The sequence below is a fragment of the Enterobacter cloacae complex sp.6700776 genome, assembly GCF_048284255.1.
GTDB classification, from domain to species: domain Bacteria; phylum Pseudomonadota; class Gammaproteobacteria; order Enterobacterales; family Enterobacteriaceae; genus Enterobacter; species Enterobacter intestinihominis.
Genome location: NZ_JBLVYK010000001.1, coordinates 278,576 through 298,632, shown reverse-complemented (window position 1 = coordinate 298,632; position 20,057 = coordinate 278,576). Strand labels below are relative to the sequence as shown.

The 20,057-nt window shown below is 57.6% G+C and carries 15 protein-coding genes; all 15 read right to left on the bottom strand.

What is annotated here, in order from left to right:
* On the bottom strand, positions 1–3,591 hold a 3,591-nt coding region (locus tag ACNQ0T_RS01590), incomplete at its 3' end, for a DUF6531 domain-containing protein (RefSeq protein ID WP_417929437.1).
* Between the two features lie 3 nt (positions 3,592–3,594).
* Positions 3,595–4,035, bottom strand: a complete 441-nt coding sequence (locus ACNQ0T_RS01585; protein ID WP_038416219.1) for a DcrB-related protein — start codon at positions 4,033–4,035, stop codon at positions 3,595–3,597.
* 75 nt (positions 4,036–4,110) lie between these two features.
* Entirely contained in the window at positions 4,111–5,187 is a 1,077-nt protein-coding gene (locus ACNQ0T_RS01580; RefSeq protein ID WP_417929435.1) for a hypothetical protein, read from the bottom strand.
* A gap of 3 nt (positions 5,188–5,190) precedes the next feature.
* Positions 5,191–5,610: a hypothetical protein gene (locus ACNQ0T_RS01575; protein ID WP_241236584.1), complete on the bottom strand. Its 420-nt coding sequence runs from the start codon at positions 5,608–5,610 to the stop codon at positions 5,191–5,193.
* Positions 5,611–5,821: 211 nt separating this feature from the next.
* A complete protein-coding gene (locus tag ACNQ0T_RS01570) occupies positions 5,822–6,334 on the bottom strand; it encodes a hypothetical protein (RefSeq protein WP_063138060.1) in 513 nt (170 codons plus the stop codon).
* On the bottom strand, positions 6,315–8,855 hold the full coding sequence (locus ACNQ0T_RS01565; protein ID WP_417929434.1) for a type VI secretion system Vgr family protein: 2,541 nt from the start codon (positions 8,853–8,855) through the stop codon (positions 6,315–6,317). Before ACNQ0T_RS01565 ends, ACNQ0T_RS01570 begins: the two co-directional genes overlap by 20 nt.
* 84 nt (positions 8,856–8,939) lie before the next feature.
* Positions 8,940–9,356 (bottom strand): hypothetical protein, encoded by a 417-nt coding sequence (locus ACNQ0T_RS01560; RefSeq protein ID WP_022648397.1) that lies wholly within the window; start codon positions 9,354–9,356, stop codon positions 8,940–8,942.
* 52 nt (positions 9,357–9,408) lie between these two features.
* Positions 9,409–10,170, bottom strand: a complete 762-nt coding sequence (locus ACNQ0T_RS01555; RefSeq protein ID WP_023300316.1) for an ankyrin repeat domain-containing protein — start codon at positions 10,168–10,170, stop codon at positions 9,409–9,411.
* Positions 10,167–11,633, bottom strand: coding sequence for a phospholipase (locus tag ACNQ0T_RS01550; protein WP_417929432.1), 1,467 nt, complete (start codon positions 11,631–11,633; stop codon positions 10,167–10,169). Before ACNQ0T_RS01550 ends, ACNQ0T_RS01555 begins: the two co-directional genes overlap by 4 nt.
* 25 nt (positions 11,634–11,658) lie before the next feature.
* Positions 11,659–13,092, bottom strand: a complete 1,434-nt coding sequence (locus ACNQ0T_RS01545) for a serine/threonine protein kinase (RefSeq protein ID WP_038416228.1) — start codon at positions 13,090–13,092, stop codon at positions 11,659–11,661.
* Positions 13,093–13,116: 24 nt separating this feature from the next.
* Positions 13,117–15,732 (bottom strand): type VI secretion system ATPase TssH, encoded by a 2,616-nt coding sequence (gene tssH, locus ACNQ0T_RS01540; protein ID WP_063138102.1) that lies wholly within the window; start codon positions 15,730–15,732, stop codon positions 13,117–13,119.
* Positions 15,733–15,770: 38 nt separating this feature from the next.
* On the bottom strand, positions 15,771–16,814 hold the full coding sequence (gene tssG, locus ACNQ0T_RS01535) for a type VI secretion system baseplate subunit TssG (RefSeq protein ID WP_022648402.1): 1,044 nt from the start codon (positions 16,812–16,814) through the stop codon (positions 15,771–15,773).
* A complete protein-coding gene (tssF, locus tag ACNQ0T_RS01530) occupies positions 16,811–18,682 on the bottom strand; it encodes a type VI secretion system baseplate subunit TssF (protein WP_023300321.1) in 1,872 nt (623 codons plus the stop codon). Before tssF ends, tssG begins: the two co-directional genes overlap by 4 nt.
* A 2-nt stretch (positions 18,683–18,684) precedes the next feature.
* Positions 18,685–19,248, bottom strand: coding sequence for a type VI secretion system baseplate subunit TssE (tssE, locus tag ACNQ0T_RS01525; protein ID WP_015570336.1), 564 nt, complete (start codon positions 19,246–19,248; stop codon positions 18,685–18,687).
* Positions 19,241–20,053 (bottom strand): type VI secretion system accessory protein TagJ, encoded by an 813-nt coding sequence (locus ACNQ0T_RS01520; protein ID WP_417929430.1) that lies wholly within the window; start codon positions 20,051–20,053, stop codon positions 19,241–19,243. The genes tssE and ACNQ0T_RS01520 overlap by 8 nt, the downstream gene beginning before the upstream one ends.
* Between the last annotated feature and the right edge of the window lie 4 nt (positions 20,054–20,057).

Here is a 20,057-nt window from a genome sequence, read left to right as displayed (position 1 = left end):
CGGCTCATCCCCGTGCACTTCCTGCAACAGCCGGAACCCTTCCCAGACAAACCGGGTGGTGACCGGCCTGCCGGTTGGCTGGCCGCCCAGCATCTGGCGACGCGTTTTGCTGATGCGTCGTCCGAGTGGGTCATAGCGGAAGCTGACCTGCGTCTGCGGCCTGTTGCGGTCCCGCGGCTGGCTGATGACCTCCGTCAGGCGGTGCTCGCCGTCGTAGCGGTAGTGCCAGCGGGTCTGGCCGTTATCCTTCTCCACGGTGCGGCCATGGATGTCATAGCACCAGCGAATGCCGTTCAGCTGCGTCAGGCGGTTGTGCGTGACCTTCTCAGCAGAGCCTTCGAGCGGGTTACCGGCAGCATCCCAGCGCCACTGCTCCTGGCCGGGCAGCGTGCCGTCCTGAACCAGCAGACGTCCGGCGCTGTCGTACTGCCAGCGGTACCAACTGAACGGGTTATCGTCCCGCTCTTCGCGGACCAGGTTATTGCGATAGTCGTAATCCCAGCGGCGGGACCAGCGGCGCGGCGACGGGCGCTGGGCATTGCCGGTAAAGACGTCCCGGCGATGCAGTCGGCCAAGGCGGTCATATTCGCTGCGGGTGGTCAGCAGCCCCTGCGTACGGCTGGTTTCACGATGGAGTTCGTCGCGGGTAAAGTCGGAGACCGACAGCTTATCAAGGGCAATGCTGAGCAGATGTCCGCTGCCGTAGTAGAACTGCTTCAGCTCGCGGCCATCGGGCAGCGTGACGGAGGTGCGGTTACCGAGGGCGTCATACTCCCACGCCAGCTCGCCGTGTTCGCCCGTTTCGCGCGTGACGCGTCCAAGCGCGTCATACTCAAACACAAGCTCCTGCTCGGCTTCGGCGCTCCAGGCATCGGCTGAAAGCGCGGGATGCAGCCCAATCCGGCTCAGAAGGCCGGACGGGGTGTAGTGGTAGCGGGTCTGCCCTTCCGGCGTGGTGCGGGCGACCAGCTGGCCGCTCGCGCTCCAGGCAAAGGCATGGGTAATGGCCTCCGGATGTCCGGCGGCAAAGGTGCGCGCTATCGTACGCCCACAGGCGTCGTAGCGATACTGCGAGGCCACGCCATCCAGCCCCACCTCTTCCAGCAGCAGCGAGTCCGCACCCCAGCGGAACTGGTACGCTTCGCCGTTTTCGTTTTCCAGGGCAATCAGACGCCCGCGGCTGTCCCAGCGGCGACGCACCTCTTCACCCTGCGTATTACGGGTGGCGGTTAAGCGCCCTGCCTCGTCGTATCTGAACTCGCTCTCTTTCCCGTCGGCGCCCGCATGCTTCACCGGCAGGCCACGTTCGTTCCATTTGAGAGATTCCGTCCAGCCTTCCGGGCGATCGAGCTGCACCGGACGCCCTGCGGCGTCGTAGCGGTAACGCGTCTCTTCGCCGTCGGCGCTTATCTCAGCCACCAGCCAGCCCAGCGGATGATAACGGTATTGTGTCACACGGCCCGAACAGTCCGTAACACGCACCATCTGCCCGGCCTCGTTGTACTCCTGGTAGCGGCTGTTGCCGGCGGCATCAACTTCTTCCACGACCTGACCAAACTCGTCCCGACGAAGCAGCGTGGTCTGCCCCATCGGATCCACCACGCACTTCAGCCCGTGATGTTCGTCATACAGGAAACGGGTGGCGCTACCGTCGGCTTCGATGATGGAGGCCGGAAGCGCACGGTGCTCCAGCCAGGTGGTGGTGCGGGTATTGCCGTCGGCGTCGATCTCCTGCACCCGGTTACCCATGTCGTCATAGACGAAGGTAACGGCATTACCGAGCGGATCGATGCGGCGCGTGAGGAGTTCGTTGTCATCCCACTCGTAGCGCCAGTTCTCACCGCGCTCGTCAACGTAGCGAACAATCAGGTTTTGCGCGTTCCAGTAATGCTTTCGCGTCTGGCCGTCGTAGTGATCGACGGTCGTCAGCCCGGCGGCTAGATCATAGCTAAAGCGACAGCCGTCGCCGGTGCTGGTGCGGTTTTCCACCACGCGCCAGTGGTCAAATTTTTGCCAGCGGTATTCACTCTCCAGACCGCCCGGCAGACGGTGCCAGACCATCAGGCCATCATCGTTATAACGGTATTCACGGGTTACCACGCCGGAGGCATCCGTTGCGCTGGCCAGCTGGCCGCGCACGTCGTACCCCCACTGCATCAGCGGCCATGTCTGGTTGCCGTCAAAATGGCTCGCCGAGGTAACGCGCTGCGGGAAACGTTCATTTTCATAACGCAGAGTGACGTCGATCGCCCGCGGCTCATCGTGCAGACCGACCAGCCGCCCGTGTTCATCCCACGCCGTCAGCAACGCGTTGCCGTACTCGTCGCTGAGGGAGGCCAGGCGCAGGATGGCTGGGTTGGCGCGGGTCGGTTTATACAGACGCCACACCGCGCCGTCATCGTCGGCAATCGCCACGTCGCCGCTCTCATTGCGGCGGATGATAATGCCTTCGCTGATGCTGTAAAACGCGCGGTCGACCGGCGGCAGTTCAAAGCTCAGCTCGCGCCCGGTTTCATCGAACCAGGTGGCGTTGTTTTCTTCCAGCGTCAGATAGCTGTCAAAGGTGGTAGCCCAGCCCAGACCAAACAGCCCTTCGCGGGTGGTCAGGCTGTTGTAGCTGCGTTGCCAGCGTAGCGGAAAGCGCCCCGGCAGCGAGAAATCGAGTTCGTCGTCGTCATTCAGCACCTTCACGCCGGTAGCGGCGTGAACCGGGTGCGAGGAGCCGAACACGGCGTTGACGGCCATATCAGCCAGCATCCCGCCACCGGCAGCAGCCAGCGCGCAGGGCATGTTTTTCAGGATCTTGCCCGGACGCCCGCGCAGCAGGGAGAGCGCAATCATCCCCAGCGCCAGGCCCGGCGTTTTGCCGCTTTTAATATCGCGAACCGTGAGGGTGTCGCCGCCGATGATCACGTTCGGGGAGACGTCGTCGGAAACGGTGCCTTCGCAGGTGGTGCGATCTTTTGCACGCACCGCGGGCTGCCCGTTGATAAAGACGCTTTTCGAGCCTTCCGCCAGATACTGCGGCCCGGAGTGTTTCTCGCACGCCACCTTGTCTTCTTCCAGCGGCGAGGTCCCGGCAGCGGCAGAGGCCACGCTCGGCTGCCACATTTCGCTGCCGAACTGTCCGGCAGCGGCAAGCAGCATGCCCGCGTAGTCGGCAAAGCTGCCCGGCGACTGCGGCTCAGGGGAAGGGGTATCGGCGGGCGTCAGCGTGCCTGCCGCGCGCGCGGCGGGGATTGCGTTGGTGAGAACGTTATTTGAACCGGTGGTGATCTTACCCGCAGGCGACGGCGGAAAAAGCGCGTTGCCCAGCCCTTCAGCGGCGTTGCTGATATCGTCGGTGATCCCCGCGACGTTCGCCAGAACCCCACCAATAATGCCGCTCAACAGACAGCTGGATCCAATTGCCGCCACGCCTGCCGCTGCGGCCCCGGCTCCCAGCAGTGGCGCCGCGACGGTCGCTGCCGCGCCCACCGCCGCGCCAATCACCGCATAGGCAGCGCCTTCCGCCACAATGCTGGTAATATCAGCAAAAATGCTGGAGTGAATAATCTCGTCGCCCTTACGGGCCGCGTTGTTATCGCTCATGCCTTACACATTCCGGTTGTCGTTTAGCGTCAGACTCTGCTTCAGTGCGCTCCAGCGCGCCTCGTCCTCTTCCGTAAAGGCTTTTAAGGCCGAGAGGGTAAAAATCATCAGTACCGGTTTGCCCGGCGTCTGCACGGCCAGCTGTTTTTGCCACAGGCGCTGGCCGTTACGGTCAAAGGTGGTCTCAACTTCCAGTCCGCTAATGTTTCCGTCTGGCCCGGCTTTTACGTGCTGAAATTCGCTCTGGGCGATCTCACCCATCTGAGAACGCAGCACATCCCACTGACGGTGAAACTCTTGTTCGTAATTGCTGCCATCCGGGATAACGCCGCGGCTGACCACCACGGATAATCCGCTCTCGTCATCACGAATGATGTTCATGCTGTTATCCTGCCAGGCGGCAGGAAAAAGGGAAAACGAACCTTCCTGGAGGGTGTATTTCATAAGTGAACTCGGGATGATTGATATTGAGAGAAATAAAAAGGCCAATCCATGCTGGCCCTTTGGCTGGCTGTTTTATTATTTACGCCATTGACCTGATTGTTCGACTAAAACTTGGCTGCCTTTGCTGACAACCAATTTCACAGGTGCATACGTTACGGTATAAGCGATCTCGCCATTCTTGTACGTTGAGCCGATTATTTTACCTGCGGGGTCGTGCAACGTTTTTCCCCTTAAGGAGATCGTACTGTTATCGCTTTTGCGCATGCCGAGATAGACCATCTGGTCACATTCGCTATCAAAATGACCGCACTTATTTATAAGAGAAATAGCGAACCTTTCGGTGTCCAGTTTTCTGGTTTCAGCGTTTTGAACCGAAGCGGCTTTACGTAACGTATAACGCTGCGGAGCATAATAATTTCCTTTTTGAGGAGGAGTAACTAAACGCCATTCCATCTCACTCCCCTTTATTTCCAGAACAGCCCGACCGCCTACGCCGCCAAATGATGAGTTGAACTCAACGTTGACACGATTGCCAGCGATCGTACCGCTAAGATTTTGCTCATCATCTTCAGGGCAATCTATGCGGTTTCCTCTCTGGGAGATATAGCAATAAGAGCCGGTGATCCGGTTGCCTGATTCAGCTAACCGCAGTGTTAACGTCGAGTCGTTCTCGAATTCGCCAGCCCAGTCCCCGTCAAACGCGAGACCTGCCTGGATGTTCGTTGCAAAATGCAAAGCATTGAATCTGGCAGCCCATTGCTGAATATCGGCATGAATAACCGGGCTATTATCAGAAGACTGGTAATGAATGACGTCCGACTCCGGAACCACCCAGGCCGCAAAGATTTTGCCGTCAGGATCGATGAACAGCGCTGACGCATTCTCCTGGTAGAGATCCTTTAGCCAGCCTTCGACAAACAATCCTCCACCTGTGGTGGTATGCGGTTCACCGAAGACATCAAAGTTATCAATAAAGGTCTGGTAATGATTTCCCAGCGTCTTCCTGAGATTGTCTGTCACTTCACTGTCGTTAACGATGTGACTAACCGTATTGAGGTTATTGTATTGCGATAATTCAAGCGCAGATGACGTTTCAACTACGCCTGCCCATAAAGCAGTGAACAATACGACTGCCAGAAATTTCTTGGTCATAAATCACTCTAAAGAATCATTATCGTAATTCATTGTTATTTTTACAACCTTACTGTCTTTAACCTCAAAAGAGAGTAATTTCTTACCCAATTCATAGGAAACCCACTGCTCCCCGGAATCATTTTCGACCTGGCCACCACCATATGCTTTATTAAGTTCATTTAATGTTGAACCAATATGGATCCCGCGAGCTGTTTTGCCATCCGTAGCAGTTAGCGTAATCTGCGCCACAATATAATCGTCAACACTTCGCTCGGTTTTATCCCACCAGAGATTGGAACTGAATATTTTTAACCCAGTCTTCTGATGCTGGTAGAATTTATAGCTCGTTCCGTCAAAAGGAACCTCACCGACAAAACTACCTTCCACAGAAACTGCAATTTTACGCGCAACCTCAGGAGTCCACCTATCGCCCAGTGCCACAATCTGGTCTTTTATCTGTAGAGAAAAAATCCTTTTTAGCCAGACTGGGCGGCATAGTGTGAGCTACTACTTCATAACTGCTCAGAAAGGTAGACATGAGGGTAAAAAAAAGAGAGACAGAAAGGCGTTTTTTCACGTTAATCATCATTTGCTGGATAAATATTATGCTACTCACCACTCTAAAAAGCGGTGAGTAATGAAATAAGCATTTTTAGTCAGCGCTAATAGCGACCCCACCCAAGCAGTCAGTTTTTTTTACTGTGAAACTGAAGCTTACTTTTTGTCCATTCATATCCTTTGGCGCTGTATAACTGGTCACTTCGTTCTCCGAACGGCCTCGTGGATAATCAGTTAACGTCAGTTGCGGATAATGTTTTTTAACCGTGTCGAGAGTGATGCACTGGCCGGACGGTGAAAAATTCAGTAACGGTGCCATACCTTCACTTTCTTTGCTTAAACGTAAATCAATTGCAGTAATGTTCGTTCCATCCGCCAGTTGGATATCGTCGGCATTGTAGAAATTGATATATTCATTCTGTTTCGTTAGCTTGAATGACAACGGAGCGTTATCCAGACTGTTAACGGACAACGTTTTGAGTGATGCGCTCATTTCTGCAATGAACTGCCAAAGATCCTGTTTTTGCATGTTACCTCCTGCCATTCCCGTCGTTAATAAAGCCGCAAACACCGCACCCGTTTTTATACTATGGATAATTTTTATCATACCAACCGCCATAATAATCTTCGTAATATTGCCCTGTGGTAGACGTTTGTTCGCCTTTGCCAAAGATACGGCCTATCTGCGTACGCGCTTCACTTTCCTTTATAGCCCCACGTTCGAGAGAATCATAGATACGATTATATTGTGTCTGATTTGCTGGATTGCCTGCAATACCGATATCCCCACCCTTGTTGGCTATGATTTCGCGTTGGACCCGGATATTGTTCAACGTTGCAGCGCCTTCATCACTAAGTGCACTGTTCAGGTAGGCATCGCGCGATGAAACATCAATGTTAGGTTCATATAACGCGTGGCCACTTTCATGCGACAGAGACTGAACAACAGCCTTCGGATTACCAAGCTCATTTTTATCAACGGTAATAACTCGCGTTTGACGATTAGCAAACGTTCCCTTGCCTGCTTCACCCTCTTCGAATATCCAGCCTCGTTTCTTTAAAGTCGCAATGTCATTTTTCATGGTCGGTGATTTGTCTACAAGACCATCCACATCCTTGCCATATCCGCTTGAAGGCACACCTGATGATGGGGGTGTTGCAGTTTTAGAGGTTTCGGCAGGCGCGCTTGCAGCCGCACCTGCCTTACTCTCCTTTCCCGGCGCAAACTTCTCCTGCACCGCCGCATCAATATCCCCTTTATGCCCCGATCCCGGTGCCGTTGTGCCCGGCTTGGTTCCCGAGGTATTCAGATGCAGCTTACCACCCGTGGTGATATACCCATCTCCCTCAACGAAAAAGTTAAACTCTTTGCCAATCAGGTTAATCTTGCCGTTAGCGTTAAGCTCAATAGCACTCTCACCCGAGACCAGCCGCAGCTTCGTCCCGGAAGCAATGACATACTGCTCTACCGCTGCATCCAGCTTGCCTTTTCCCGTCAGGATCTCGGTTCCGCCTTTCACGGCCTGGATCTGGTTCGCTTCAACACGATGCAGCTCATTTTTCTTCACGTAATGGCTGCGCGCCCCCCCGACGCTGTGCGTTTCATCATTTTTAACGCTGGTGTCCATATTACGCTCGGCCTGGATCCACACCTGCTCTGCGCCCGCCTTGTCCTCAAAGCGCAGGGCGTTGGCGTTGTCCACGGAACCGTCTTTCGTGCGGCTCATAAAGCCCATCTGCGTCGCCGCAGCCGGCAGCGCCCACGGTGGCATGCTCGCCTCGTTATACACGCGGCCGGTGATAATCGGTCGGTCCGGGTCACCGTTGATAAAGTCCACCACCACCTCATCGCCCACGCGCGGGATTTGCACCCCGCCGTAGCCCTGGCCCGCCCAGGCGCTGGAGACACGCACCCAGCAGGAGCTGGTGTCATCGCCCTTCGCCAGCCTGTCCCAGTGGAACTTCACCTTCACCCGGCCATATTTGTCCGTCCAGATACTCTCCCCCTGCGGCCCCACGACTTTCGCCGTCTGCGGGCCGTAGGTACGCGGCCACGCCGTGCTCTGCGCCGGACGGTACGACACCGCCGCCGGGATAACGGTGAAATCGGTGCGGTGAATGGTTTCCCCCTCGCCGCTCGCGTATCGGTTCTCCTCGAAGTGGTAACCCGCCGCCGTCACCAGATACTCACCGTTGTCGCTGAAGAATGGCGCGTTGGTCAGGGTAAAGATGTGGCCCGGCGCAATGCCCGCCGCCGTGGCCGTCGCCTGAATCTGCTGATGCTCCACCTGCCAGCGCTCCTGACGGATACGGGCGTAGAACTCCGCATGGCCCGTCTCCACAAAGCGGCCCGGCCAGTCGTACACGTCGATGCTTCCCGGTTTCGGTGAAGCCGGGTTCTGCTGGGCCTGGAAAAGCCACGCGTTCGGCTTGCGGAAGTCGTAATCATCGAGGCTGTAAATCCCCGGCGTCACGCTGTCCTCCAGCGCCCACTGGCTGATGCCCTCTTCATCCGTACTGCCGCCGGACGGCGTCTGATGGTAAGGAATGACCTCATAGCCGCTGAACGGCTGATGCTGCGTCGCGGCGTCGGTCAGTACCAGGGTGTGCTTGTCCGCCTCGTGGCTGAAGTGATACGCAATCCCCTCCAGCTCCATCAGGCGGCTGATGAAGTCCAGGCTCGACTCCTGATACTGCACGCAGTAGTCCCACACCCGGTAGCTGCCGGTGAGTTTGTCTTCGAGGTTAACCTGATGCTCACCCAGCAGGGTTTTCACAATCTGTGGTACCGTCTGGCCCTGGAAAATCCGCAGGTTACGGTCGCGCTTCATCGGCCACAGGTCCGGCTCTACAGTCAGCTGGTAGACCGCATAGCGGGTGCCCGTCAGCTCCACGGCGCTCACCGCCACGCGCGTCACCTTGCCGTTGATATAGCGGGGGGTAAGCAGGTTCTGGGTGGGGATGGTCACCGTGACCGGCTGACCGAGCAGCCTGCTGCGGTCAATGCGCGCATCCGTGCCGAGCAGGGTCAGCGTCAGCGCGAACGACTCCGACATCGCCTCGCGGCCGGAGAGTTTCCAGAAAAGCAGCCCCTCAACCGGGAGCTGAACGGTAATTCGGTTGAGCATAATCTTTATTCCGTAATGGTTTATGCTGAGAGTATTTTTAACGCAAGGTTTTTTTAAACGTGAATGTTCTGGTTGTTGGCCGTCTTACTCTTTAACCGGGGGCCATTCCCCTTCATATTTATAAATCCACAGGGAATAGATTTTCAGAAACTCTGACAAAAAGAACAAAAAGCCATTTAGCCAGACATTCATCACGCCCGTGAAACTTAACACCAGGGGAAAAAGGGAAACTGAGTAGCGAAATCCAACCAGACGCAGTATTTCCTGGTAGAGCGCCAGTCTTCTCGCGTATAAATTCCGGGCGAAGAAGCACCATGCTGAGGCAATAAAAGAGAGCAACAACAAGAAATCGAGAATAAAGAAAAGAATAACCAGAGCGCTATACCCACCAGCAGACAGCGTGTTCACAACCGTACTGAAGGCGTGTATATCGGAAATAAAAGGGATTCTGTCATGTCGCACGGACTGGGCACAATAGAGCACAATGGCCAGGGCATCCATGCATCCCCAGAAAACGAAAACCTTATCTCTGGCGTTCATGACAGTTGAGCAATCACTTAACCGGCGCGGGTGGCCATTCGCCCCCCTTCTGGATGAGCTTCTCTTTTATTTCGTTTAATTTCTCGTATTGCTCACTGCCTCGGTCAAGTCCATTCAGCGCGTCCGCGAGCGCATTGCTCATCGACCAGCCATTTTTGGCCTTAATTGACGGATCCGCTCCCCGATCGAGCAGCAACAAGACATGATCGTAAGCCTGGTTATCCAGCGCATCAAACACCAGCGTTTTACCCAGTGAGTTGGTTGAGTTGACGTCAGCACCGCGATCGAGCATGGCTTCCAGCGTCTCTGTATTTTTCGCTTTAAGCGACTGGAAGACGATCGGTTCGTGGAAAACCTTATCTTTCACGTTGGGTGAGAGGCCACCGTCCAACATCGCGTCGATCCAGTCCGCACTGTCTCCCTTTAGGGCAAATTCAGCAGGACTGCTTTTTCCCTGCGGTCGAGGCTGGAGCGGATCTGCGCCATCCTTAACTAGCAACGTAATCACCTTTAAATGGCTCGACGTTTTTTTATCATTAATTGCGTTGCCAAGGGCCCAGAAAAGCAGGGTCATATCCTGCTTTCCTGGTTGATTAAGGTCGCTGTCTGGCGCAAGCGTCTTCACCGCATCGACGTCGCCTTCCTCAATCGCTTTCGCCAGTTCAAGCTGCTGGCCGCTGAAGTAGTCCTGTGGATTAAGGTCCATATCCTGCTTACACCCCTGAATCATGAATAAAAAACATAACGCGACAAAAGCCATCAACCCTTTTTTCACAATCGACTCCCGATTATCGAAATATCCTCATCCTTCTGTTGCTCTATGCAATCAATCGCTTGATTAATTCCGTGGCGGTCCAGCGCGCTTCCGGTTCCACCGGGAAGATCATGGGATATTCCGGCAGCATTAGGGCTCAGCGCAGAGATTTCCTCTTTGAGGATCCACGAAGGGACATGCCCTTTCATCGTTTTCAGATCTTCCCAGGGGTTAACTTCCTGAATCTTCGTCAGCAGTTCACCTTCAACCCGATACGCCTGGATATTATCCGTACTGCCTAATATCTTACCGCCGTATTTTTCTACGGTTCCGGCATTGAGGCCGGCGGCGTTAAACGTCCACCCCGCTTTCCCGCTGCCCATAGAGGTTGCAGAGGCGAGACCACCGCCAAGGGAATGACCGGCAATATCAATATTCTGCCCTGACCTTGCCAGCTCCTTACCGATACTCACGGCCTTTTTATAATAATCTGAAGCCATACCCATGCCCTGTGAGAAGTTATTCGACCAGTCAGCCCCGTTTACCACCGGCGCCAGTTCCCCTTTGGTCAGTAGAGAGGAGACATTCTCAGACAGAGAGGCGAAACCAGGCTCGCGCGATCCCCTGAATACCAGCGTGGGGTTCATATCTGCACCAAACACTTCCGGCTTCGGTTGATAGACGCGCGCCAGAAAATTGGGGGACGTATCATCGTCAAAGAGCATGGATTTGTTCAGCCCGAACTTTCCTAACAGCGCATCGTCATTACTGATATCTGTCCATCCCTCCGGCACGCCCGGTGTGGTTTCCAGCGGGTTCACGGTCTTATAAATATTTTCCGCAAGCTTCGCTTTTTCCACCGCGATATTATTCGCTGCCAGACGTTTCGCGGCGATCTGGGCATCCGGATAAAGGCTATTGCTCCCCTTCGCAATCAGATCCTTACGCGCCTGCCAGCGTTCTGCTTTGGTCATCTTCTGAAGCTGCCCGGCATAGGTTTTACCGTCCTTGCCGGGAGTAGGTTCATCCGGCACCTGTGCCGTTTTAGATTTCACTACCTGTTTTGGCAGTACCGTTGGCGCAGGGCGAGATCCGTACGTTCTCACCATGGTTTCGTAGCGGTCAACAATCGTACTCACCGGATACCAGCCCAGGCCGACCAGCGAGGCAGCCTGGAGTTGCCCTTTGGCGTTGATATAAAAAATTTCCGTTACTGATGACCAGTCACGAAAACATTCGTCAATAGCAACCACTCTGCCCATCTCTAAATCCTGCGCGATCAGCGTGCGGGTATCGCGCCCGGACTGATAAGGATTCGCACCGGTGATCGTGCGCAGCAGATCGTAGCGCGTGAAGAGCGAGCGCAGCGAATGGTCATGAACCGACATAATCCACTGTCCGGCAACGGACGGGCGGATTATTTTCGCAAACAGCGCTGGCGAGACGTTCTCGTGGAACAGATAGACAAACTTGATGTTATACATTCGCTCCGTCCTGTTACCCGCAGGCTTACGGATTCACCAGCCAGGTGCCTGGCTTCGCAATATCCAGCGTCTGGGTACGCGTTCTTCCATTGCCTTCCAGTTCAATGCGGGTCTCGCCTGCAGGCAGTTTCAGCGATGCGTAACCGTTATTCCCCGGACGCAGCGCTTTCGGCTCGCCGTTCACCTTCAGCGTCTCGCCATCAAGCATGCGGATATAGACCAGCGCGACCGGGCTGGCGTCGACAGGCGACGCACTCTGCTGCGCCGTAGCAGGTGGCGCTACCGGCTCGCTCACGTCGGCCGTTGCCGGTCTGGTTTCCGCTGCGGCGGAGGTTTCAGCCGGAGGGCTCACGGCAGGGGTTTGCGCCGTCTGCGCTGGCGTTTCGTGGCTGCCGCCGCCGAACAGCATCGCACCGGCAACCACCCCAACCAGCACGCCCGCGGCCACCAGCCCCGGAAGCTTGTAACGTCGCCAGTCCAGCGCGGAAGCAGATGTCTCCTCTTCCACCGGCACCAGCATTGTGCCGGTCTTCTTCGCGGTCAGCACCTCGTCGATACCGGCGACGGGCATCTCGATCAGCGCCGCAAACTCTTCGATGGATTGCGGACGGTCTTCCATATGCAGCGCCAGCGCCTTGTCGATGGCCTGAAGCAGCGGAATGGAATACCCCTGCGGCATCAGCTCCACCAGTGGTTTGCAGGTGTCCTGAATCGAACGCACCACGCTGACCGGTGGCGGAGAGCCGACGATGAGGGTGCGCAATACGGCGCCGAGCGCGTAGATATCCGTCCACGGCCCCTGCTCGCTTTCATTGTCGTCGGTATACTGCTCGATAGGCGCGAACCCCGGACGCAGCATGGTTTCCGTCTCATCCGAGAGATTACCGATGGTGCGGCGCGCCGATCCGAAATCGAGCAGCACCGGCAGGCCGTTATCCTGAATCTGAATGTTATCCAGCGAGATGTCGCGGTGCAGGTAGCCCTCATCGTGGATCGTTTTGATGGCGCCGAAGAGCATTGGCAGCATGCGGCGGATCCACGCCTCGTTAATCAGCTCCGGTTTCTCTTCGCGCAGACGCGACAGCGTGGTGCCGCTGTAAAACAGCGTCCCCATATAGGCCGTGTCGTTTTGCACCCAGAAGCGCAGCACGTGCAGCAGGTTCGGGTGGTTAAAGCGCGCCAGCAGGCGGGCTTCCTGGATGAAGCTGTTCAGACCGGCAGAAAACGCTTTGCCGAAGCGCTCGCTGCGCAGCACCAGCGTCATATCCTCGCCGCGCACGGCGAGGGAGGAAGGCATAAACTCTTTGATAGCGATAGTGCGTTCGAGCTGGTGATCCCAGGCGCGATAGACGATGCCGAATCCGCCGCCGCCAATCACCTCTTTTATCTCAAACTCATTGAAACGGTACCCGACCGGGAGCGCGTTTGGGACAGTCCGATTGTTATCATTATCCGTCATCTTTTACAGTTCTCTTGATGATTATTACGCGGCAAACTGACAGTGGAACTCGCCCTGCTCGCAGGTGACATGCAGACGTCGGTACTGCTCGTCGCTGCGGCTGGCGGTAAGTAAAATCTGGCTCATCTGAGGCAGCAACGTATTGGTCAGAATCGCATCCACCATACGCCCGCCCGACTCAACCTCGGTACAGCGCTGAACAATCTGTTCGACCACGCTGTCGTCAAATTCAGAAATAATATTGTGATTCTCTTCCAGACGACGCTGAATGCGCCTGAGCTGAAGACGCACAATCTGCCCCAGCATCTCGTCGCTCAGAGGGTAATACGGCACCACCAGCAGGCGGCCCAGCAGCGCAGGTGGGAACACCTCCAGCAGCGGCTGGCGCAGGGCGCCGCTTAACGCGTCAGGATCCGGCATCAGTTCCGGGTCGGCACACATGGCTGCGATCAGCTCGGTACCGACATTAGAGGTCAGAATAATAATGGTGTTACGGAAATCAATGTGACGCCCTTCGCCGTCCTCCATCCAGCCCTTGTCGAAGACCTGGAAGAAGATCTCGTGCACGTCCGGGTGCGCTTTTTCAATTTCGTCCAGCAGCACCACGCTGTAGGGACGGCGGCGCACGGCCTCGGTTAAGACGCCGCCTTCACCATAGCCCACATAGCCCGGAGGCGCACCTTTTAACGTCGAAACGGTGTGCGCTTCCTGGAATTCACTCATGTTGATGGTAATGACGTTCTGCTCGCCGCCGTAAAGCGACTCCGCCAGCGCCAGCGCGGTTTCGGTTTTGCCCACGCCGGACGGCCCGCAGAGCATAAATACGCCGACCGGTTTGTTCGGATCGTCAAGCTTCGCCCGCGAGGTTTTTACCCGACGGGCAATCAGATCCAGACCGTGACGCTGACCAATAACCCGCTGGTTCAGCGTATCAGCCAGGTTCAGCACCGCGTCGATCTCATTTTTCACCATCCGGCCCAGCGGGATCCCGGTCCAGTCCGAAACCACCGCAGCCACCACGTTTTCATCGACCGCGGCAAACAGCAGCGGTTCGTCACCCTGTAAGGTCTTCAGCGCCTGCTGCTGTTCTGTCAGCTGGCCGCGCAGTTCAGCCGTATCCTCATCACTCGCCGCAAACAGTGCGGCACGCAGACGGATAATTTCCTGCACCCGCGTGCGCTCTTCTTCCCAGCGACGAGCCAGGGCCTCGCGTTGGGTTTCGAACGCGTCACGTTCGGCGCTTAATGTCGCCACGCGCGCCGGATCGCCCGCCCCCACGCGCGCTTCACGTTCGGCAATCTCCAGCTCCACGTCCAGGGCCGCCAGATGACGCAGGCAGTCTTCCAGCTGGGCAGGCGGCGCGCTCTGGCTGACGGCCACGCGCGCGCAGGCGGTATCCAGCAGCGCCACCGCTTTATCCGGCAGCTGACGCGCAGGAATATAGCGATGCGACAGTTTCACCGCCGCGCTGACCGCTTCGTCGAGGAGTAAAACCTGATGATGAGTTTCCAGCGGCGACACGGTGCTGCGCAGCATCAATACAGCTTTCGCTTCATCCGGCTCGTGAACCTGTACGGTCTGGAAACGGCGGGTCAGCGCCGGATCTTTCTCAATGTATTTTTTGTATTCCGCCCAGGTGGTCGCGCCGATGGTGCGCAGTTGCCCACGCGCCAGGGCAGGCTTGAGCAGGTTAGCGGCATCACCGGTACCCTGCTGGCCGCCAGCGCCAATCAGGGTGTGGATCTCATCGATAAACAGAATAATCGGCGTGGCGCTGGACTGCACCTCGTTAATCAGCGCCTGGAGGCGCGCCTCAAATTCCCCTTTCATGCCCGCTCCGGCCTGAAGCATGCCGATATCCAGCAGCCACAGCTGAACGTTTTGCAGCGGCTCAGGCACGTCGCCGTCAGCGATACGCAGCGCCAGCCCTTCCACCACCGCCGTTTTCCCGACGCCAGCTTCCCCGGTCAGCAGGGGGTTGTTCTGGCGACGACGCATCAGAATATCGACCATCTGGCGGATCTCTTCATCGCGCCCCACCACCGGGTCAATTTTCCCATCCCGGGCGCGCGCCGTCAGATCCTGACCATACTGCGCCAGCGTGCCCTGCGCAGCCGGTACTGCCCCGGCAGCTGCGTCCGCAGCGGCGGCGGCCTGCTGGCTCTCTTTGCTGCTGGCGCAAATAGCGTCGAACTGCTCGATCAGCACCTCGACGTTAAGACGGGTGAACTGCGCCGAAATACTTTTCAGCACGTTAGCCAAATTCCACGTTTTCAGAATGCCAATCAATAAATGGCCGCCGCGGATGCGGCTGACGCCAAATTTCAGCGAGCCGTAGACCCAGGCGCGCTCGACGGCGCTGTCGATATGCTCGGAAAGATCAGAGACGGAACTCGCGCCACGCGGCAGGGCATCCAGAGCCGCCACGATATCGCGCGTCAGCTGCTGTTCATCAAGGGCGAAGTGACGGATGACCTGTTGCAGATCGCCATCCTGCTGCTGCATCAGCTGATGCAGCCAGTGCACCAGCTCAACGTACGGGTTGCCGCGCAGCTTACAGAAGGCAGTCGCGCTTTCCAGAGAGGTAAATAACAGCGTATCCAGTTTGCCGAAAAGCACGGCACGGCTAATTTCTGACATGTTAGTTTCCATTAACAATGATTCGGTATACGGAAGGATTATCGCTCTGCGCGATACACCAGATCGCCACGCGGAACAGGCTGAGGCTGAAGGCCCAGCCAGGTGTTGTACCCTAATCGCCCGGCGCTGCCGAGCGTGGTGCCCTGCACCGCATCGGCGCGCAGGATCACCCGTGTTTCCCATTCAAATTCCACCCCGGCGTACTGTCGCACCCAGTCGCGCAGCTCGGTGACCCACCCTTCACCCGGCAGAAAACGGTTGTATTCGTCTGCGCTCAACGGGCCAATCTCAAGACGAAATTTATGCTGCACGTCGCGTACCGCAATGCCGAGAAAAGCGGACTCCCCCATGCGCGGCAGGCGACGCCCCTCACCCAGCTGTGCCTGCTCCCGCGTTGAGAGCGGCATCCACTGCGGTACATTGGCCACCAACCTGACCGGAATGTTGAAATAGTTGCGCAGGATCTTCTCCAGCCCTTCCGGGTCCCGCCCATGGCGGGTCAGGTGACCGGCGTGAGTAAAGCGGGCATGCGGGCTCAGGCTGCCTTTCGACATCTGGCCGGGCTGACCCATGCCAATCAGCGATGCAAGATACCCTTCGAAGCGCCTGTTGTCGTCGCGATCCAGTGAAACGGCAGGCTGCGCGTCCGCCCAGGCGCGGTAAAACAGCAGCGTCAGGCGGTGGTGAAAGAGGTCGGCAAACGCGCTGAGGCTGTGATCCTGATGATGATGAATACGCTCGCGGGCATACTCGGTCATGTGCACCGGCAGTGGGCCGTTAGGACCAAACAGGCCGAAGCTCAGAATGGAAACCTCATGCAGTCCGTTCTCTTCCCGCTGCCGGACCTCGGCAACCGTTGACGGCGCAAACCCCATTGAAGGCTGCTGACCAATACGCAGCGGCTCAAATTTAGGCAGCGGCGCGCGCCCCAGCGGGTAACGTTCTCCGCCCTGGGCATCAATACGTCTTAACAGCTGAAACAGATCGTAGCGCCACGGCGTCTCGCGCACTCCGCGCCAGAACGCATCGGGCAGCGGCGTCAGGCGATGCACGCGCAGCGTTGCAGGGGCAACTTCACTCATACCAGCGCCCTTTTACCCATGCGCGGCGCCCAGTAGCCAATTTCGCCGCGCTGCTGGCTCTTGAGCGTGAACTCCGTAAAGCTGTTGATGGAGACCAGGCGGGCAAAAAGGCGTTCCAGCACGCTGCCGAAAAGCCACGGGCTGGCACCGGAAAAGGCGCGTTCGTCCACCGTCAGGGTGATGCCGATCCCGCGGGCGAACACCACCGGGCCGGGTTCCGGCACGCGGCGGTGCACCGGCTCCAGCACGCAGTGACGAACGCCATCCACCTGACGGGCAACCGGCGTCTCGGCGAGGTTAGCGTACAGCCCTAACAGCTGACGCAGCGCGGCAGCGCCCTCTTCGTTTTCGCTGTCCATCAGGCTGAGGTAGTTCATTTGCAGCTGGCTGATGAGCCGCCAGGTACTGAACCCTTCCGCCAGCGCCGGACGCGGCGGCGTCGGGCCTTTACGCAGGGTTAACGCCTTCACCGGCATGGAGTCGGCCATAATAAACTGCCCAAGCTCCTGCTGGAGCATCAGCGGCAGGTCGCGGCTGGTACACAGCACCTCGGCGGAAATGTAGCGCAAATTCTCCTGCCACGGCGCGTGCTGCGCATCCACCAGCGAGACGAAGACCTCCGAGCCGATATAGCCCGTACGGGTGCCGTAGCGCAGCGCGTGTTCAGAGAGGACGCGCTGTTCACGGCGCAAGGAAAAATAGGCGCCGTAGTTGCCCGCGTCTCCGCTCCAGGTACTCCAGAACGGACGAAACGTCTGGTCGTCCCGCTGACCATCCGCGCTGGCATAGATTTTTTTCACAGCATAAATTTCATAATCCAGCGGGCGGATGTTATCCACCACCAGATGGTATTCATGCTGGCTTTCGCTCAGCTTCTGCCGGGCCGCCACTTTCGGGAACAGGTTGATCACCGGGGTACAGTGCAGCGCCATGTGGCTGGCATCCACCACGCGCTCCAGCTGATCGTCGCTCTTGTCGAGCAGAATGAAGATATCAAACGCTTTTTCGTCTTCGCAGCGCTGGATCAGCTTGCCCAGCCCGCTCAGGCTGATGAAGCGAAAACGCGCCGGGAACGCAAAGTACTCCTGCAACAGGCGATAGCCGTCGAAGTTACGCAGATCGTCCGGGAGCAGCGCTTGATCCGCATCAAAGCCTTCCTGACGCAGGGCGTCAGACGACAGCAGCTGGCGCTGGGGCTGCTTGCTGACCGTCTGGCAGACAATACCCGCGTGGTGCTCCATCACCAGCTCCAGCAGCTTCAGCGCCTCGATGTCCGGGCCGCTTAAGAAGAACTCCAGGCGGTCAAAATCCAGGTGCCCAAGATGCTGCGGGCCATCGCAGGCAATGCGGATCCGTAAGGCGCTGCTGATCCCCCGCTGGCTCAGGCCGAGCTGGGCCAGCGGCAGATCGGCGGGAACGCCGCCCAGCTCGATCCGCTCAATTTTTAACGGCAGCAGGTTGACCTCGTGCGCCGTGGTATAGCTGCACGTAACGCCGGTTTTTTTCAGCGCCAGGCTGTCCATCATGGTGCCGCGCGGCACAATAAAGCCTTTGCTCAGGTCGCCCCGGCTGCTGTCGGGCTGAATCTCAGCGATCGCCATCGACGGCGTAGGCGCCAGGTAATTTGGCGCAATCATCTCCAGCATACGCTGTGAAAAGCGTGGAAATTCGGCGTCCATTTTCATCTGCACGCGGGAGGTCAGGAAGGCGAAACCTTCCATCAGGCGCTCAATGTACGGATCCGCCACTTCGATGCCGCGCATGCCGAGCCGCCCCGCCACTTTTGGGTAGCGTTCGGCGAACTCCGCGCCCATCTCGCGCAGATAGGCCAGTTCACGGTTGTAATATTCGAGTAGTTTGCTTTCCATAATTACCCCGCATCCTTCAGTTCAAAATGGCCGTTCTCAAGATCGACGTCGGTGCGAAAGAGAAACTCCAGTGGATACGGTACGCACCACAGGCGGCCTTTGATTTCGATAGACAGCACGTTGTGCAGATCTAATGAGGAGGTATCGGACACGCAGCGAACCTGAAGCCCCTGCGGCAGGATCCGCGGTTCAAAGTTAATAATCGCTTCGGTGAGCTTGCGCTGAATGTCGTGCCATTCGATATCGGACATTCTTTTCCCCGCCAGCGGCGCCACGCCAAAGTTAACGACGGAACGGCTCACCTGCGTCAGACCACTCAGATCGCTGGAGGCATCGTGGTTAATGGTGTTAAACAACCACTGTAAATCCCGCAGGACGTTACGACGCAGCGCGGCGTGGGTAATCAGATTACTGTTGGCGGACTCGCGTTTTTTTTCCGGATCGTTATCCGTCAGGCGATCCAGCAGTGACGGCTGCATTTTGTCGCGTGCCCCCACTTTCTCCTGCCTGCTGCGGGCCTGCCAGCCGCTGCGCAGCAGATCGCCTTCGCCAGCGGGATTACTCATCCGCGCCATCCGCGACGAACGTCACCAGGCTCAGGGTGAGCAGCGGGCTTTCGCTTTGCTCGCTCAGCCAGGCTTTCTGCCCCATGCCTTCATACAGGGTGCCGTCATCGTCGAGTGGAAGCCACTCGGTGGTGCGCCCCAGCTTAACGCTGTCTGGCGCTCCGTCAGCAAACGGATAACGCGCCGGGATCTGACACACCTGCTCGGTGCCGTCCGTGAGGCGGACCAGCGCATGACGCCACACCAGATCGGTCACGCTGGCCGGAGCCTGAAAACGGATCGTGTCGATGGCGCAGAACGGCACCCAGAAATAGCGGCCGTTGACCAGGGTTTCACACACCGGCCCCAGACGGGCATCGCCGTCCATCAGCCATTCAAAGGTGTGGCTCTCTTCATTCTCCAGCGTGACCTGCCCGCGGCTTGCCGGGGCCTGTTCGAGTGCCGCCAGGCGCAGCGTTTGCGCATGTCCTGCGCTTTCGGTCAGCGCCAGGGCTAACGTCGTCAGCCACGGCCACTGCGCCTCGGGCATTGCCGGTCGTACCTCTCCCGCGAACACGCGCGCCCGCTGCTGTTCACCCTGAATGGCCTGCTCCAGCAGCGTCACGGTTGGTTTTGCCTGCGGCTTCAGCGCCAGCCAGCTTTTCAGCTGGGTCAGGGCGCGCGCCCAGTTGCCGCTGAGGATCAGAAACTGCACAAACGCAGCGCGCAGATCGGCATCCGCCGGACGAGCTTTGATTTCGGCTTCCAGGCGAAGCAGCGCGTCGCTAATCGACTCACCCGCCAGACGTTGATAAAGCGTATTCATAGCC

Bases quoted from the DNA above. Each gene is read 5' to 3' on its own strand.
- tssE (WP_015570336.1), bottom strand. From the start codon at position 19,248: ATGAGTAATCCCGCTGGCGAAGGCGATCTGCTGCGCAGCGGCTGGCAG.
- ACNQ0T_RS01560 (WP_022648397.1), bottom strand. From the start codon at position 9,356: ATGGATGCCCTGGCCATTGTGCTCTATTGTGCCCAGTCCGTGCGACAT.
- ACNQ0T_RS01570 (WP_063138060.1), bottom strand. From the start codon at position 6,334: ATGATAAAAATTATCCATAGTATAAAAACGGGTGCGGTGTTTGCGGCT.
- ACNQ0T_RS01550 (WP_417929432.1), bottom strand. From the start codon at position 11,633: ATGTATAACATCAAGTTTGTCTATCTGTTCCACGAGAACGTCTCGCCA.
- tssG (WP_022648402.1), bottom strand. From the start codon at position 16,814: ATGAGTGAAGTTGCCCCTGCAACGCTGCGCGTGCATCGCCTGACGCCG.
- ACNQ0T_RS01585 (WP_038416219.1), bottom strand. From the start codon at position 4,035: ATGAAATACACCCTCCAGGAAGGTTCGTTTTCCCTTTTTCCTGCCGCC.
- ACNQ0T_RS01520 (WP_417929430.1), bottom strand. From the start codon at position 20,053: ATGAATACGCTTTATCAACGTCTGGCGGGTGAGTCGATTAGCGACGCG.
- tssH (WP_063138102.1), bottom strand. From the start codon at position 15,732: ATGTCAGAAATTAGCCGTGCCGTGCTTTTCGGCAAACTGGATACGCTG.
- ACNQ0T_RS01565 (WP_417929434.1), bottom strand. From the start codon at position 8,855: ATGCTCAACCGAATTACCGTTCAGCTCCCGGTTGAGGGGCTGCTTTTC.
- ACNQ0T_RS01580 (WP_417929435.1), bottom strand. From the start codon at position 5,187: ATGACCAAGAAATTTCTGGCAGTCGTATTGTTCACTGCTTTATGGGCA.
- tssF (WP_023300321.1), bottom strand. From the start codon at position 18,682: ATGGAAAGCAAACTACTCGAATATTACAACCGTGAACTGGCCTATCTG.
- ACNQ0T_RS01545 (WP_038416228.1), bottom strand. From the start codon at position 13,092: ATGACGGATAATGATAACAATCGGACTGTCCCAAACGCGCTCCCGGTC.